This window comes from Acinetobacter sp. ME22, assembly GCF_022012315.1.
In the GTDB taxonomy this organism is placed as follows: Bacteria; Pseudomonadota; Gammaproteobacteria; order Pseudomonadales; family Moraxellaceae; genus Acinetobacter; species Acinetobacter brisouii_A.
The window spans coordinates 66,921-81,166 of sequence record NZ_JAKLTL010000001.1; the positions used below are offsets into that span (position 1 = coordinate 66,921).

Genomic DNA, 14,246 nt, shown 5'->3' on the forward strand with positions numbered 1-14,246 from the left:
TATAATCATCCTGCTCTCCAGAACTGACGACCCATTACTTTAAAGTTATTACCATTTTCTTCTGTAACGGTTTTATCAGGATATTTGCTGTTTAAGCTATGTAATATTAAAGAGCCATCTGCTTCTTTAAAGATCTGCTTGATCATACCTTCACGAGCGAAATAAACGGCATATATCTCACCATCAATAATTTCAGTCTGAGCTAGATCAATCCCAACGTAATCGCCATCTTTGATAAAGTCGGACATGCTGTCACCTTTGGCTTTAATGATACGCATATGTTCAGGATGAACTCGTTTATCTTTAAAGAAAGATGGAGGGAAGGGAAGCTTTCCATTAATCGTATCAAAATGAAATTCTATGGATTCGCCGTTGCCACAAGAAAAATTAGCTTGAACAACATCAATCCAGATAAATTCATCCTGAATCTCAGTAGAAACTATGGTTGGTTTAATAACTTCATTTGAAGTGAAAGAGTTGGAAGAATTTCCAGTTGAAAGCCAATAACTATCAACATTTAAAAATTGAGCAATAGCTGGCAAAAAAGCAGACTTTTGATTTCTCCCAGACTCTAGTGCTTGGTACGCTGGCTGGGAAACGCCTACAGCTTCCGCAACTTCTGCCTGGGTTTTACCTGCTTTAGCTCTAGCTTCTTTTAAGCGTTCTCTAAGTGTCGACATAAAAAGCACCATTATATTTATAAGCAATATATAACCTAAGTTATAAGGATTCAAATAACTATAATTATTGACCATTAATAACTATAGTTATAATATGGTTATATCATTTAGAGGATATAACCATGACTGAGAGATCAAACAATATTTACCAGTCTCTTGTTAATCACTTTGGTGGACAAGAAAACACGGCGAAAGCCCTTGATGTTAAGCAACCTGCTGTTTCGCAATGGGTACGAAGAACTAGGAATATGTCTGAAAAAGTCGCCGTTCGAGCAGAAAAGGCTACTTTCGGCAAATTTAAAGCAGTTGACCTTTGTCCATCACTTAAAGAATTCCAAGACTTAATTGCATAACCGCTGAACCTTAGAAAAAAGAACTTAAACACAAACCATTTATGTAGGTGGCTTATGTCTGAAAAATTAACATCAAGCGTCACGTTTAAATGTACGGACAATGAAAAACTTGAACTTGAAGCATTCGCAAAAGAAAAAGACTTCAGTTTGTCTAAGTTCATGAGATTGGCAGTCATGAATTATCTAGCCTTCAGTAAGGATTTAGATAATTCTGGCGGAACAAGAATAGGTCTTACCAAAGATATCTCAGATATTTTAGATATCTTAAATATTTGGGCTATTACCCAGTACCTGAAACGTATTCCGCTAGATGAACTTAATCGCAATATTGGGTCACTTGTTGTTTTTTTAGAAGCACAGAAACTCAACTGCAATCCAATAGATCAATACACGCCATCATTTGAATTAGTGCAGCAACCCAAAATGCTGGACATCACACCAAGAAAAACAGCCACAAAAAAAGCTCAACCTTGCGACCAGTTGAGCTTAATTTGCCATCCAACAAATTGAATGAAAAAACGTATGAAGAATCTAACACAACAACCTAGCACTGGCAATTCCAGTGCTTTTAACAGCTTTTGCGAGTCAGTTTTGAAACCAACAATCCAATGCAATTGGTGCAACCAGTTCTTTACAGAACAGCAGCTTGCTAAAGACCTGTTTGATGAAGAAACAGGGGAGTACTTCGATGGCTGCCCAAACTGTAAGACAGACCAACACCTTACAGATCTACTGCCATCACCAAACCTGATCGATCAATTCATTGCATCAGGTGAATTTGACCAGGCATTGCTAGAGACAATCACCAACTTGGTTGAGGGAAAGAATGCATGACGAACGCCCAGCGAAACCAAACTTAGACCGAATCAAGCAACTCAGACAATGGCACACAGCGGCAATGTGTGTCTTTGACGAAATGTTTAAAGAGGCTCAGAACAATCTGGCCAAACGAAATTACACCGTCAGCAACGCGGCAGTATGCCGTGAAGATTTTAGAAAAAAACTTGAATGGGATTTTCGCCTTCACTGGAGCATAGCGAAAGAAATCGAAAGAAGCCTCATTGCTGAAGGTGTACTGGAATGTGTTGGCAGAGGCTTTGCCAAAAGAAAACAGGGGAAATAACGTGAAATTACAGCAACAACATCCATGCTCAGGCAAATGCACTGAATTCAAAACTGAACCATGTACTACATGCCTAGTTCCACATGAAGAACAACAACCACTTGCTGATGATGTTGAAAAGCATCATCAACGAGCACTTGAAGCACAAGGGGAGGTTTCATGAAGGAGCATCCAGTTTCCCTAAAAAGTTGGGAAGTGAATGCGATCCTAGCTGGTCGCAAGACTCAATTACGCCGTGTACTTACTCCCCAACCTGAAATGGTTGTTGATGCAGGGAAACACTCTACATATTCATATCGAGGTAGTTTATATGCGCTCAATATGTATAAGGACAATTCAAATATTTTAGAAAAATTCCCTTATGGTGAGAAAGGTACACATCTTTGGGTTCGTGAATCATGGTCAACTCACGCATGTTTTGATGATATACCAACGCAAAATTTAGAATCCTCATCGATACATTATTGGGCAGATGGTCCATGCCAAACTGGTGAAAAAAGACCACTAATTCTTATGCCTCGTTGGGCTTCTCGCATCTTGCTTGAAATTACCAATCTCCGCATTGAACGTCTCAATGACATTTCCGAAGCTGATGCTATAGCCGAGGGAATGGAAGCCGATGATGAATATTGTGCAGAAGAAAATTTTTCAATGCAGTGGACTAAATTAAACGGTTGGTCATGGAAAGGCTGGAATGCAAATCCTTGGGTTTGGGTAATTGACTTTTGTGTAGTTGAAGGTGGTGAATCATGATGGATACCACCTTAATTCTCGCTCTAACCGATATTGCTCAAAAGCCTAAAGCGGAGCGCCTGAACGCTATTCAAGCTATTTTTGCAGATAAATCAAAGGATGAAGTGTTAGCTGCATTTCATTCCGTTTTTTGGACGGGTGTTGATTACGCCGCATCTTGTGATGAAACACTTCATTTGCATCTAGTCACAACAGGCGACATTCACCCTTACACGGTTGAAAAACTAAATATGCCAAGTTTTCAGGGTGCATTACATGGGCTGATCTTAGCTCAGAAAGCACCTAAGCAAGCTGTTCTTTGTGAGAGTTGTGCCTACCGTTGCGGCACGTTAGCTAATTACTCTCTTACCACTCAGGCAGATCTAGCATACGCCATTAAAAATGAAAAGGTCTTCTATTTCCACAAGGATATTGAAAACCTTGATTGCCCGACCAGCGAAGATCGTAAACGTATGAAGCCGTGTAAAGGCTGGGCACAGCACATTAAAGAATCGGGAGAAAAAGCATGAGTCGATTTATTCCCAATAGCTTCATGGTTGCTAACGCATTTGTTGATGAGGCAATGAATAAGATCAGCGATGCGGCAGTCAAAATTTATCTTTTGATTGTGCGTAAGACTCGCGGCTGGACGAAAGAGTTTGATGCTCTTTCTCTCTCGCTGCTCGAGGAGCTTTCTAAAAAGAGTCGCCCAACAGTTGTACGTTGTTTAAAAGAACTTGCAGATGTTGGCTTAGTGAAGAAGCATCACATGTCTAAATTTGGCTATGTTTATTCGCTGCTTGATAATTACAACATCGGAGAAATGGTTAAGTTCCCTAGTAAAAAATCTTTACTAGTGAAAGAGTTTGAACCTGTGAAAAATGACCTAGTTAAAAATTTTAACTACCCTAAAAATCAAGCAAAATTAAGTGTTGATTCAGGCTATAAAGTAAGCGGTATTCGCTTAAACTTTGCTGACAAAAAATCTGTGCTAGTTAAAAATTTTAACCAGACTAGTAAAAACTTTTTACTGCTGCTAGTTAAAAAATTTAACACACAAAATACAACTATCAAAAAACACTCTCAAAATAAAAAAAACACGTGGCTTGATTTTAAAAAATTGGAATCTTTGATTTGTTCAATCAATGAACATATCGAGTTCACTGAAATCAAAACCGCCACATGGTTCAATCAAGAGCTTTCCAATTTCACTGAGTACAACAAAACACGTGGGCACTCAGATGATGAAATGCTCAAGTTTTTTGCAAACTGGATGATTACCGCTTATTTCAAATATGAGCGATTAACACGCCGCCCAGCATCTAAACCAAAAACTGCACCACAAGCATCAACGCAGCATCAAACCGTTGGCTTACAACCAAAGCAAATTGCCATGTTTGCAACTAGACTTTCCAACGACTCGGTATATGCAAGCAAGTTTGCTGAAGTCGGTGAAAGCCGTGAACAGTTTGCAGCTCGTATTGCTCGTAAGCTTGAAAACCCTACTGAAGCACTAAAACTTGAGAAGCACCTACGCCGCGTTGGTTTTGGTGGGGTTCTTGCTTTAGGGGAGATGGCAGCATGATTATTGGGGTCGCTGTGAAAGTTGGCGAGCTTATGATTGCTCTCCCTAAACCTAATCGCCATGCAGATTGCATCAATATTATTTTGTCGCTTGATTTGGCTACAGATATTCAAAATCAATGGGGTAAATCTGTACACCAAGGTTTTTATTGTGAAAATGGGAAATTCTATACACGTCCACAAGCATTTTTACATGCGGTTGAATGTGGACAACAGGAATGGACTGCAAACGAATTAGAGCTAATAGCTTTAGGTGAGATGGAATTTTCTCGACTTGAGCTATGTAGCGAAGATCTATGGTAGGCGCAGCATGAACTCAAACCAGTTTTTGATAGCCATGCTTGCCTTAATCATTTTTTGTGCAATTGCATCGTACAACAACGGTGATGCCAATCCAGTGATGAGGTTTTTATGAGCAGAGAAGCGTTTGAAAAGTTGCCAGAGATTTCAGAAATACTCGAAAGATCAGTTCAGTGGAACGACAGATTTAAAATATATCACGTCAAGGTGAGTGATGATTTTGACGCGCTTTGTGACGTTTCTTACGTCACTGGCGCATGGATGGCATGGCAAGAACAGCAAAAGCAGATTGATGAATATGAGCTTGTTGCAGATTCACTTGATGATTTATATCAGCGTGAACGCACAAAAAACAAAGAATTGCAGAGACGCATTGAAGAACTGGAACGAATGCATAGTGAAGAAAAACGCATTTTGCATAATGTAATTGATATCGAACGGAATAAGAACCAGAGGGTAGAACAGTGATTGAGATAGGAAATTTTGTTTTACCAAACCCGAATTTTGTCGGTTCAGAGGATGTTTTTATTTTCTTGAAAAGAGGTGAGTGATGGGAAAGACACGCCGTAGTCGAGTATGGGACAGTTTCCTAATATCTAAAATAAAGGCAGATCCTTTTCAGACACAGAAAACAAAGCGTGAAGCACGACAAAAAAGAGCATTAAACATTAAACGTATATTGCCATTTTATTGTAATAGTCAGGAAATTGATGGAGAGATGCACCATGTAACAAACATGAATGCTCATATGATTGTTGGGCAGAACTATGTTGCTCTAAAAATGCCTTATGGCTTGAGTTTGAATGATATTTGGCGCGCAACCATTGATGAACGTGGAGTGCAGCGGAACAGCCTAAGCGTGGCAGCGAAGAGCTATAAGTTAAATATTGTGAACATGTATGAGCCACTGGTACATCACATCGACTTTGAAAAAATTAATGAACTTTGTGAAATTCGCATAATTGCTCAGCCACCGCTGAAAACTCGGAACTATACAGCAAAGTCATATCCAAGATTTGATATTGATAATTATCCAAAAATTATTCTTGATTCATTAAAGGGTCTGATTTTTAAAGATGACAATATTTTTATTCATGAACAAATCAAATTAGCAGAACCAGTAGAGGATGGCTGTGTTTGGGTTTCATGCATTTTTATGCAGGAAAGCGATACAAATTGGGTAGAAGAACCGATTAATTTTGATTGGTTGGCGGGGAGAGCAAGAGCACATGGCATTTAAATCAAATGAGAATAAGCGTGCACTGATCGGCATTAAGCTATGTGCAGCTAGAAAACTGTCCAAAATGACACAAACAGATGTCATGCTGAAAGTTTTTAATGTCAAAAATCCAAACCAAAAAAACCGAATTAGTGAAATTGAAAGCGGCAAGGTTGCCCCTGATTCTGAACTCTTACAAGAACTTTGCCTACTTTACGGTGTATCAGCTGATTGGATCTTAGGCTTCACGGTTGAGCCTGAGATTGATTTAACTGCTAGTCGAGTCGGGCTGCTATATAACGGCATGGCACACGCACTATCGCCGTTGGTAGAGCGCATCATTGAACAAGTCAGCGGGTCATTTGCTGAAGCTGGCTCTCAGTATCTTGCTAGCCTACCAAACTCTGGCGTCTTGGCACTTATCCAAAATTCCAAAAAGATCATTAATGAGATTCATGATGGTCATGTTACGAAAGAAAGCTTGGCTACATTGATGGAAACCGTTCGAGAATGTGATGTTTTATTGTCTCGAAACAATGTGAAATTCTTCAGCCACCTTGATGATCTATGTGAACGTGATGAATCCAATGTCAATGAGATGATCATCAAATCACAAGAGGTACCTGTCGCAAAGCGACAAGATCGCCGTGCGAAAATGCAATTAGATATCTTTGAGGTTGCTCCAAATGGCTGTCGCTAAGACCTATCCTGACAAAGTTTGGAACTTACTACGTGAAGTGTGGGAAAGCACACCTAAAATCACCTGGCAGAAACTTACTGAGATTGTCGCAAAGGAACTAGGCTGTGATGTTCCACATTTTACCAATGTGCGTAAACGCTCTATATCTGAAAGCTGGAAAAAGAAACCTGAGCAGTACGTCCAGAAAACAAATGGTGAACTGAATAAGGTTATCCGAGATGGTGGAGGCAAGCTGCAAGGTGCCGCTAAAATTAGCGCTAAAAAGCCCGCTAAATCACAAAAAATTAGCGATAGATTTAGCGATGAAAAACAAGAAGAATCAAATGCTAAGAAACATACAGAAGTTGAATTTATTGCTAAAAAAAATCGAAATACACACCTGCCTCAAAAAGTTGATCGCAGTAAATTATCTGCAGCAATTATGATCCGTAAAATCCGCCACCAAAGCTTTGATTTAAGCGAAATGTTAGATGGAGCAGTCAATGAATCTAAAGCGATCAAAGCTGACTATGATGAGTTGATACAGCAAGAGGGTGAGGTCGATACTGAAGCAGCAGATAAGCTCCGTGGACGTATGTCTTTCAATTCCCAATTTACCCGTGATCTACGGGAACAAACGATCATTCACGGCGAAATAGCCAAGATTACAGCTGTTTTCTGGGGACTAGAGATAGAGGATCTCAAAGACAAATCAGAGCAAGATGCTAAACGTACGGCGGTGGCCAATGCTGCTACAGATAAATTGGCTGAAGCAAAACGCTTGATGAAAGAACAACAACGCGAAGCATTCATGCGCCAGCTAGAGTATGTCGAGATGTCAAAGGATATTGAGGAAAATGGTCAATAATTCCTTTATGTATCAGATAAGCAGCATTCTTGAAAGACTGAAATATTTGCTGAAGGTGCATCTTTTCGCCATAACAGTTCGATTTGAACCTTACTAAGAGGTTCTGGAATCGGATGTAAGGAAAGAAGTTGTTTCTGTGCAAAAGTTTCAACCATGCTTTTAGGTACAATGCCAATCCCCATCCCTGCAACAACACTACCCAAAATGGCATGATATGATGTCATCTCGGCAATTCTTTTGGGTTGAATGCTAGTTTGGCTAAACCATTCTAATAGCCGGTCTCTGTATGAACAGCCTTGTTGAAAGACTAGTATTGTTGAGAGTCTTGCATCTATAGGACTTTTAATTATTGGATGGTGTTTTGCTGCAATAATAAATAGTTCTTCCTGATAAAGAGTTACACGTTGAAGCTTATGATTCTGAGGTGCATCGGCAACAATGATGGCATCACATTGAACATTAATTAAATCAGCATAAAGGCTGTCTCTAATGCCTGTACTAAGCTCTAGCTCAATGTCAGGATATGTTTCATAGAGTTTGGACAATGGAGCTGGTAAACGTGTAGCAGCTAAACTCTCTAATACACCTAGCCTAAATCTTCCACTAGGCTTGTTATTTTTTATCTGGTTTTCTGCTTGGGAAACGAGTGTGACAATTTCATGTGCATATTGATAGAGCATCAAAGCTTTTGAGGTTGGAAGAAGTTTTTTCTTTTCACGGATAAACAACGAAGTACCTAAATGATCTTCAAGCTGTTGAATACGTGAGGTAACGGCGGAAGGTACGCGATTTAGCGCATGTGCTGTTGCAGTAATACTGCCAGTGTCTATTAACAAGATTAGCGTTTTAAGTTCTGAAATTTCCATTGTTCAATAAAATAGAAGATGTAATGCAATATTATTCAATTTTTTAGATAAAAACTATAGGCTAATATGACCCGATGATATCAAACATATTGGGAACAGAAAGAAATGCCTTACGTCAGTGTTAAAGTGACTGGTGGATGTGAAGCACCAACACATAATCAAAAAAAACAGATTATCCAAGGTATTACGGAGTTATTGACAACGGTTCTACAAAAAGATCCAGCGACAACTATGGTTTTAATAGAAGAAGTTGCAATGGATAATTGGGGAATTGCAGGCAAGACCACAACAGAACGTAGAATTGATCAAAACGGTAAATAAACAATGAAGAAAATAGGCTTAATTGGTGGAATTGGTCCCGAGTCAACACTAATTTATTATAAGAAACTGGTATATGGATTACAGCAACGTGTTGATGAGCATTTCTTCCCACGGATCACTATCGAAAGCTTAAATGTATTTGATGTTCTTCGCTATTGTGAGCAAAAAGATGATCAGGGTTTAACAACTTACCTAATGCAGGCAATCCATAACCTAACTTTAAGTGGTGCGGAGATTGTTGCTTTGACAGGAAACACACCACATATGGTGTTTGCAGAACTACAAAAGCATTCAGTAGTACCTTTAATCAGTATTGTTCAAACAACATGTGATGAAGCGATAAATCTCGGGTTAAAGAAAGTTGGTCTACTAGGCACGAAATTTACAATGAAGCATCATTTTTTCAAACAACCTTTTATTGAAGCAGGCATTGAAGTTAGTGTGCCTACCGAAGATGAAATTGAATATATTGGTCAGAAAATTTCGACTGAATTGGAGTTAGGTATTGTAAATCAGGATACGCAGAGTGCATTCATACAAATAATTGAAAACTTGGTGAGTAAGCATCAAATCGATGCGATTATTTTAGGTTGTACTGAATTGCCATTATTATTTGAACATGCTCAGCTTCCACTGCTATGTCTAGATACTTTGCAACTTCATATTCAAGCAATAATGAATCAAGCAATGCAAAATTAATTTGGAACTACCGCTAATTCAGTGAATTTTAGTCTCTTAACCTTGATTCGGTTTTTTATAGGACTGAATCATGTTTAAGTACTTCCTCTGTTTATGTATTTCCTTTATGTGTGCAACTGCACACGCAGGCTTTGACCATTGCAAAGACCAATTTGCCAATGGTGAGCCACCTACTGTGCAGAATTCTAAGTTGATGAACAAAAACCAAGAGTTTTGCTACAACGGATTCGCCGTACTTTATTCTGGTGTAAGTAAAACCCCAATCTATAGCGCCCAATACTACCAACCTCAGGATGACCAACACGCAATTCGTGTAAATAAGTTTCATGGTGAAGCGTTATTGCCTACAGCAGAGCGAGTTGTACCAGGTGATTATGTTGGCACGGGGTATGACCGCGGGCATGCAACACCATATGCCAATATGTACACGGCACAGCAACGCTATGACAGCTTTGTAATGACCAATATCTTTCCTCAGGCACCCAAGAATAATCAGGGTGTTTGGCGCATATTAGAGGAAAAGGTTAGAATGGATCTGAATCAAGCTGACCAGTCTGCATATATCATCACAGGTGTTATCTTTAATGGCCAAGTGATCAAATCAATCCATGGCATTCTTGTACCAACCCACATCTATAAAGTGGTCTATATCCCCAGTACAAATACAGCACAGGCATATCTATCCGAGAATCGGAATGATGCCAAGGTACAACAAGTAGCTCTGGCAGATGTAGAGCAGCTGGCACAGATCCATTTCTTTGAGCATGCTGTGAATTAAGTGCTTGGTACCCTAAACCATTCCATCTCATCCGAAAACGTAACCTATACCTGTTTATGACTGGGTATAGGTTTTTTTATGGCAATTGGAGATAGTGGCTTACGCTATGACGGCGATGGCTTTTTAATGGGTGAAGAGATCAGCCAGAAGGTCGGCACCATTGATCAGAACGTGATTGAGATCCTCAAGCTACTACAGGCTGAAACAGGAGAGCAAACACGGCACTTTCAAATCACAAAGCTACAACGTGCTATGTATGAGGCACAGAACGCTCAAAACTTTGAGCGCCTTATCAACCAAGTAACGAAAAGGACAGAGATTGACAACCAATCCCAGCGCGATGCAATTGATCGATTAGAACGGGCAATTCAAGATCAGAATCATGGTTCTGAAACGCAATCTGATTCCAATAGCGAATCAGGCAGTAAATCAGGTGAACGTCAAAGAGATAGTAATGGTCGGTTTATCTCTGAACATACTTCAAATGATGCAAACCCCAAACGCAATACACCGAACAGGGATGAAAAAGGACGCTTTATTGCAGGCGAAGCCAAGACTGTTTCAAAATTTACAGATGTGGTGGGTAAGTTTGGCCAAACAGTCTCAGGATTTGGTGCAGATACGCATGGCATCGATCCAACAGTTGATGCATTGCATGAACTAGGCACGGCGTTAAGTCCTGTAAAGCGTATGGCGGGCTTGGTATTTAAACCACTTACAGGTTTGGCCAAGATGCGTAAACGTAGTGAGCCATTACCTAAGGAACAGGTTGAGCATAATAAGAAAGAACTGCGGCTGCTCAACGAAATAGCAGATCAGTCGGGTGAACAATCCTCCAGTGGTTTAAGCAAACTATTCAAAAGATCTCCATTTGCTAAGTTACTTGGCTTTGGCAAAGGCAAAGGTCGAGCAACAGGTCGCCGTGGACGTTTAGGGCGATTAGCTCGGCTTGGTAAACTGAGCAAACTTCTGAAGGTTGGGCGCGGTATTCCATTCCTTGGAGCAGCGCTGACAGCATTGTCATTTGCTGATTGGAATGAACAAACAACTGCAGAAAAAGGTGGAACAGTCGGTGCACTAGCGGGTGGTAGTATCGGCGCTATCGTTGGTAGTTTTGCTGGTCCTATTGGTACCGTAGTCGGTGGAATGGTAGGTGCATGGGTTGGTGATAAGCTCGGTACCACAGTCGCACCATATTTTAAATCTTGGACTGATTCCTTAGCTCGAGCAGATATTCCTAAATATGTGCTGGCTAAATGGTCTGAGTTTGTTGATACCGTAACACAGTGGTTTTCCCATGCTTGGAAAAGTGTCAAAGACGGCGTAGGTGATTTTAAGAATAAGACAAAAGATAAAATCACTAATGGGTGGAATACGACAAAAGCTTTTGTTGATCGTGTGTTTGGCGGTGCACAGGTAACCCCTAATGCCAAGAATGCAGCAAAGATTATTAGCCGAGGTGCAGGCTTCACTACATTACAGCTTGAAGATGGTTCAATTGTGCGCCGTGGTGGGTCTCCAGCATGGCGTAATAATAACTTTGGTAATTTGAACTATGGAAATCGAGCCAAGCGTTTTGGTGCAATTGGTGAGGATTCGAATGGCTTTGCAGTTTTTCCAAATGCTGAAGCGGGTATGAAGGCGCATGAGGATCTATTATTCAATGGGCATGCCAAGAGTAGCTTGCGGGAAATGGTTAAGTCCTATGCTCCCAAAGATGATCCGCGTGGAAAGAACGATCCTGAGGGTTATTGGCGTTTCATTATGCAAGAGGCTGGCGTAACCGATAAACGTATGGCGGATTATTCAAAAGAAGAACGCCAGCGCATCATGAAAGCCATGTACAAAAAAGAAGGGGTTCACGCTGGCCCTGAACAGGTCTTAAAACAAGCAGTTCAGGCACCTGAAGTAGAAAGTGCAGCAGCTGGCGAAGCTTATACCAGTGCGGCGGTATCACCTCAATCTAGCGCTTTGATTGCAAAAGATTCTAATAGTGCAGCAGCAACCCGAGTTGCACCGATTCAAATCCCTAAAACTACTGCTCCTAAAATTGAAAGTTTAACGGCGAGAGTAAATTCTAGCGGTCCACAAAAGGTCATGGTGGTTGATCAAAATGATATGAGCATGATTGCCCAGGATATTGGAGATCCTCAATTGGCAATGGCGCTCACTGGCGGCATAGGACGGGCTTAATATGAAACAGACAAACAGTGGTCTACAGTACGATAGCCAAGGATTTTTAATTGGAGCAATCCAGCCTAAGGTTGATCAGATCGATCAGAATGTTACTGAGATCCTAAAGGTTCTACGTGGGCAGATTAGACAACAAGTTGAGCAGTACCGTGCTTCCAAGCTACAGATTGATATACTTCAGGCAAAGAATGTTAAAAGTTTTGATCAAGCCTTATCCGAACTGACAGCGAAAAAAGCACAGCAAAAGAAGAAACAACCACACCGTCAGCTTGTTGGCAAAGCTAAAATCTTTGATCGTAGCAATTACCAGGATAAAGCTGATCCTCAGTCTAAAAGTACTGGGCAGGATGATCAAAATCAGATTAATGGTGCTGCAGAGGCAATTTCTAGACTTGGCAGCTATGTTGGAGATCTTGCTGATACTGCTAAAGGCATGGCGGGTGATAGTCGAGGGATAGATCCAAGCGTGGATGCTATTCATGAATTAGGGACCGTCTTTACACCTGTGAAGAATATGGCAGTCGCAACGCTTAAACCCTTAACGGCGGTTGCCAAAATCAAGAAGCGTAACGAGCCACTAGAAAAAGAAGCCAGTGAACATAATCGTAAGCAGATTAAAGTACTCACTCGAATTACAGGCAAGATGTCATCAGGTGGAGGTTTCTTTAAATCGCTGCTGAAGAAGTTTTCTGTATTGGGTGGTATCGGTGTATTGGGGTTACTTGCATCCAGTGAAGCCAATGCAGATGAAGGAAGTGAAGGAGAACTCACACAAGCAGCAGCACAGCCTAAGCCTCAAATTGCAGCTCATGCAAGTACAGTAAAGTCTGGCCACTCATCAAGTCAGTCTGATATAGGGATTTCTCAATCCTCTGTAGATAATGAAATGAAGTCTACAGTGACGCCACATGTCAAAAACTATACTGAGAATCTGAAGAAAGGTGATGTTCCAAAACATATGGAAAGTCACTGGGATAAATTCATCAGCAATAGTAAGAATGCGGTCAAGCAGGCTTGGGGCAAGTTTATTGGATTCTTTGGCGGTGGAGGTGGTCCAGACAGTGTTACCGAAGGGGATCAGGGAGGGAGTACAGTTCTTGGTGATTCTGGTGTACCTGTGACCAATGCATCAGGATTACGGCTTAAGTCAGCTGAAACCACAGCGGGCGGGAATGCCAATAAAGGTACGCTTTCTATGGCCCAGAGTATGCAAAATACTTTGGGTAATCAGCTTTATTATTTTGGCTCAATTAATGACAAGTGGCATAAGCAACATAAACCGAACTCAAAACATACCCAAGGTTTAGCATTTGATATTACGTTGCGCGGTAAACAGGGGAAAGCATCGAATGCTGAAGGCAGAACTATGGCGCCGTCTGTGATTGCATCGATCAAGGCAAAAATGGCAGCTTCGGGACTCAGTGCACAGGACTTTAAAGTACTGGATGAATATACAAACCCGTCCAAAGGGGCAACAGGTGGCCATGTACATTTCCAGTTTAATTCTCAACAGGCAGCCGATAAGTACTACAAGGCAGTCAAAGACGCTGAGTTACGAAAACAGCAGGATGCCAAAGCAAAACAGCAACAGCCACAAACAACGGCGATGACCAAAAATAGCGCCGTTGCTACTGCAAAATCAGCGGGATCAAAGGTTGAAACAGCTTCGAGTTTTAAAGCACCCCAGATAGAGCAAGCCATCACGACTGTAAAGAACACAAATCCTAAGAAGATCATGATTATGAATCAGTCTGCACAGTCTGATCTTGTAGCTGAGAATCGTAGTTTGGTTCACGCAAGTACAGGGAGTTTCTCTGCATGACTTAGGTGATTTGGAACCCTCCAAGTTAT

At 40.9% G+C, this 14,246-nt stretch carries 20 protein-coding genes; 18 read left to right on the top strand and 2 right to left on the bottom strand.

The features are described from left to right. Window positions 1–5: 5 nt before the first annotated feature. Window positions 6–680, bottom strand: coding sequence for an XRE family transcriptional regulator (locus LVY74_RS00345; protein WP_237813323.1), 675 nt, complete (start codon window positions 678–680; stop codon window positions 6–8). A gap of 122 nt (window positions 681–802) precedes the next feature. Here LVY74_RS00345 and LVY74_RS00350 point away from each other — a divergent pair, with 122 nt between their 5' ends. The 13 genes from LVY74_RS00350 to LVY74_RS00410 all read left to right on the top strand — a co-directional run bounded on the left by LVY74_RS00350 (window position 803) and on the right by LVY74_RS00410 (window position 7,538). Beyond that, window positions 803–1,033, top strand: a complete 231-nt coding sequence (locus LVY74_RS00350) for a Cro/CI family transcriptional regulator (protein ID WP_237813324.1) — start codon at window positions 803–805, stop codon at window positions 1,031–1,033. Window positions 1,034–1,087: 54 nt separating this feature from the next. Further along, window positions 1,088–1,543 carry a hypothetical protein gene (locus LVY74_RS00355; RefSeq protein ID WP_237813325.1) on the top strand — a complete coding sequence of 152 codons (456 nt, stop codon included), beginning with the start codon at window positions 1,088–1,090 and terminating at the stop codon, window positions 1,541–1,543. Window positions 1,544–1,555: 12 nt separating this feature from the next. Further along, window positions 1,556–1,867, top strand: coding sequence for a hypothetical protein (locus tag LVY74_RS00360; RefSeq protein WP_237813326.1), 312 nt, complete (start codon window positions 1,556–1,558; stop codon window positions 1,865–1,867). Next, a complete protein-coding gene (locus tag LVY74_RS00365) occupies window positions 1,860–2,156 on the top strand; it encodes a hypothetical protein (protein ID WP_237813327.1) in 297 nt (98 codons plus the stop codon). Before LVY74_RS00360 ends, LVY74_RS00365 begins: the two co-directional genes overlap by 8 nt. A gap of 1 nt (window position 2,157) precedes the next feature. Further along, the gene (locus LVY74_RS00370; protein WP_237813328.1) at window positions 2,158–2,319 is read left to right on the top strand and encodes a hypothetical protein; all 162 of its coding nucleotides are present in this window, start codon (window positions 2,158–2,160) and stop codon (window positions 2,317–2,319) included. Next, complete coding sequence (locus tag LVY74_RS00375; protein WP_237813329.1) at window positions 2,316–2,909, top strand: hypothetical protein; 594 nt, start codon at window positions 2,316–2,318, stop codon at window positions 2,907–2,909. Before LVY74_RS00370 ends, LVY74_RS00375 begins: the two co-directional genes overlap by 4 nt. Then, window positions 2,906–3,418, top strand: coding sequence for a hypothetical protein (locus LVY74_RS00380; RefSeq protein ID WP_237813330.1), 513 nt, complete (start codon window positions 2,906–2,908; stop codon window positions 3,416–3,418). Before LVY74_RS00375 ends, LVY74_RS00380 begins: the two co-directional genes overlap by 4 nt. Beyond that, window positions 3,415–4,473: a hypothetical protein gene (locus tag LVY74_RS00385; RefSeq protein WP_237813331.1), complete on the top strand. Its 1,059-nt coding sequence runs from the start codon at window positions 3,415–3,417 to the stop codon at window positions 4,471–4,473. Before LVY74_RS00380 ends, LVY74_RS00385 begins: the two co-directional genes overlap by 4 nt. Next, complete coding sequence (locus LVY74_RS00390) at window positions 4,470–4,775, top strand: hypothetical protein (protein ID WP_237813332.1); 306 nt, start codon at window positions 4,470–4,472, stop codon at window positions 4,773–4,775. Before LVY74_RS00385 ends, LVY74_RS00390 begins: the two co-directional genes overlap by 4 nt. 108 nt (window positions 4,776–4,883) lie before the next feature. After that, a complete protein-coding gene (locus tag LVY74_RS00395) occupies window positions 4,884–5,240 on the top strand; it encodes a hypothetical protein (protein WP_237813333.1) in 357 nt (118 codons plus the stop codon). A gap of 82 nt (window positions 5,241–5,322) precedes the next feature. After that, the gene (locus LVY74_RS00400) at window positions 5,323–6,012 is read left to right on the top strand and encodes a RusA family crossover junction endodeoxyribonuclease (RefSeq protein WP_442862759.1); all 690 of its coding nucleotides are present in this window, start codon (window positions 5,323–5,325) and stop codon (window positions 6,010–6,012) included. Further along, on the top strand, window positions 6,002–6,691 hold the full coding sequence (locus LVY74_RS00405) for a helix-turn-helix domain-containing protein (protein ID WP_237813334.1): 690 nt from the start codon (window positions 6,002–6,004) through the stop codon (window positions 6,689–6,691). Before LVY74_RS00400 ends, LVY74_RS00405 begins: the two co-directional genes overlap by 11 nt. Continuing rightward, window positions 6,678–7,538, top strand: a complete 861-nt coding sequence (locus tag LVY74_RS00410; protein WP_237813335.1) for a hypothetical protein — start codon at window positions 6,678–6,680, stop codon at window positions 7,536–7,538. The genes LVY74_RS00405 and LVY74_RS00410 overlap by 14 nt, the downstream gene beginning before the upstream one ends. A 5-nt stretch (window positions 7,539–7,543) precedes the next feature. Here LVY74_RS00410 and LVY74_RS00415 read toward each other — a convergent pair whose 3' ends face one another. Continuing rightward, window positions 7,544–8,404: a LysR family transcriptional regulator gene (locus LVY74_RS00415; RefSeq protein WP_237813336.1), complete on the bottom strand. Its 861-nt coding sequence runs from the start codon at window positions 8,402–8,404 to the stop codon at window positions 7,544–7,546. Window positions 8,405–8,509: 105 nt separating this feature from the next. Between LVY74_RS00415 and LVY74_RS00420 the strand changes: the two genes are divergently transcribed. The 5 genes from LVY74_RS00420 (at window position 8,510) to LVY74_RS00440 (ending at window position 14,217) form a co-directional block, all read left to right on the top strand. Next, window positions 8,510–8,725 carry a tautomerase family protein gene (locus tag LVY74_RS00420; RefSeq protein ID WP_237813337.1) on the top strand — a complete coding sequence of 72 codons (216 nt, stop codon included), beginning with the start codon at window positions 8,510–8,512 and terminating at the stop codon, window positions 8,723–8,725. A gap of 3 nt (window positions 8,726–8,728) precedes the next feature. Beyond that, on the top strand, window positions 8,729–9,424 hold the full coding sequence (locus LVY74_RS00425) for an aspartate/glutamate racemase family protein (protein ID WP_237813338.1): 696 nt from the start codon (window positions 8,729–8,731) through the stop codon (window positions 9,422–9,424). A gap of 70 nt (window positions 9,425–9,494) precedes the next feature. Continuing rightward, window positions 9,495–10,202 (top strand): DNA/RNA non-specific endonuclease, encoded by a 708-nt coding sequence (locus LVY74_RS00430; protein ID WP_237813339.1) that lies wholly within the window; start codon window positions 9,495–9,497, stop codon window positions 10,200–10,202. A 78-nt stretch (window positions 10,203–10,280) separates the two neighbouring features. Then, window positions 10,281–12,395, top strand: a complete 2,115-nt coding sequence (locus LVY74_RS00435) for a hypothetical protein (RefSeq protein WP_237813340.1) — start codon at window positions 10,281–10,283, stop codon at window positions 12,393–12,395. A 1-nt stretch (window position 12,396) separates the two neighbouring features. Next, window positions 12,397–14,217, top strand: coding sequence for a hypothetical protein (locus LVY74_RS00440; protein WP_237813341.1), 1,821 nt, complete (start codon window positions 12,397–12,399; stop codon window positions 14,215–14,217). Window positions 14,218–14,246: the final 29 nt, after the last annotated feature.

Bases quoted from the DNA above. Each gene is read 5' to 3' on its own strand.
- LVY74_RS00375 (WP_237813329.1), top strand. From the start codon at position 2,316: ATGAAGGAGCATCCAGTTTCCCTAAAAAGTTGGGAAGTGAATGCGATC.
- LVY74_RS00385 (WP_237813331.1), top strand. From the start codon at position 3,415: ATGAGTCGATTTATTCCCAATAGCTTCATGGTTGCTAACGCATTTGTT.
- LVY74_RS00425 (WP_237813338.1), top strand. From the start codon at position 8,729: ATGAAGAAAATAGGCTTAATTGGTGGAATTGGTCCCGAGTCAACACTA.
- LVY74_RS00350 (WP_237813324.1), top strand. From the start codon at position 803: ATGACTGAGAGATCAAACAATATTTACCAGTCTCTTGTTAATCACTTT.
- LVY74_RS00430 (WP_237813339.1), top strand. From the start codon at position 9,495: ATGTTTAAGTACTTCCTCTGTTTATGTATTTCCTTTATGTGTGCAACT.
- LVY74_RS00355 (WP_237813325.1), top strand. From the start codon at position 1,088: ATGTCTGAAAAATTAACATCAAGCGTCACGTTTAAATGTACGGACAAT.
- LVY74_RS00400 (WP_442862759.1), top strand. From the start codon at position 5,323: ATGGGAAAGACACGCCGTAGTCGAGTATGGGACAGTTTCCTAATATCT.
- LVY74_RS00420 (WP_237813337.1), top strand. From the start codon at position 8,510: ATGCCTTACGTCAGTGTTAAAGTGACTGGTGGATGTGAAGCACCAACA.
- LVY74_RS00365 (WP_237813327.1), top strand. From the start codon at position 1,860: ATGCATGACGAACGCCCAGCGAAACCAAACTTAGACCGAATCAAGCAA.
- LVY74_RS00360 (WP_237813326.1), top strand. From the start codon at position 1,556: ATGAAGAATCTAACACAACAACCTAGCACTGGCAATTCCAGTGCTTTT.
- LVY74_RS00395 (WP_237813333.1), top strand. From the start codon at position 4,884: ATGAGCAGAGAAGCGTTTGAAAAGTTGCCAGAGATTTCAGAAATACTC.
- LVY74_RS00390 (WP_237813332.1), top strand. From the start codon at position 4,470: ATGATTATTGGGGTCGCTGTGAAAGTTGGCGAGCTTATGATTGCTCTC.
- LVY74_RS00380 (WP_237813330.1), top strand. From the start codon at position 2,906: ATGATGGATACCACCTTAATTCTCGCTCTAACCGATATTGCTCAAAAG.
- LVY74_RS00440 (WP_237813341.1), top strand. From the start codon at position 12,397: ATGAAACAGACAAACAGTGGTCTACAGTACGATAGCCAAGGATTTTTA.
- LVY74_RS00345 (WP_237813323.1), bottom strand. From the start codon at position 680: ATGTCGACACTTAGAGAACGCTTAAAAGAAGCTAGAGCTAAAGCAGGT.
- LVY74_RS00435 (WP_237813340.1), top strand. From the start codon at position 10,281: ATGGCAATTGGAGATAGTGGCTTACGCTATGACGGCGATGGCTTTTTA.
- LVY74_RS00410 (WP_237813335.1), top strand. From the start codon at position 6,678: ATGGCTGTCGCTAAGACCTATCCTGACAAAGTTTGGAACTTACTACGT.
- LVY74_RS00405 (WP_237813334.1), top strand. From the start codon at position 6,002: ATGGCATTTAAATCAAATGAGAATAAGCGTGCACTGATCGGCATTAAG.
- LVY74_RS00415 (WP_237813336.1), bottom strand. From the start codon at position 8,404: ATGGAAATTTCAGAACTTAAAACGCTAATCTTGTTAATAGACACTGGC.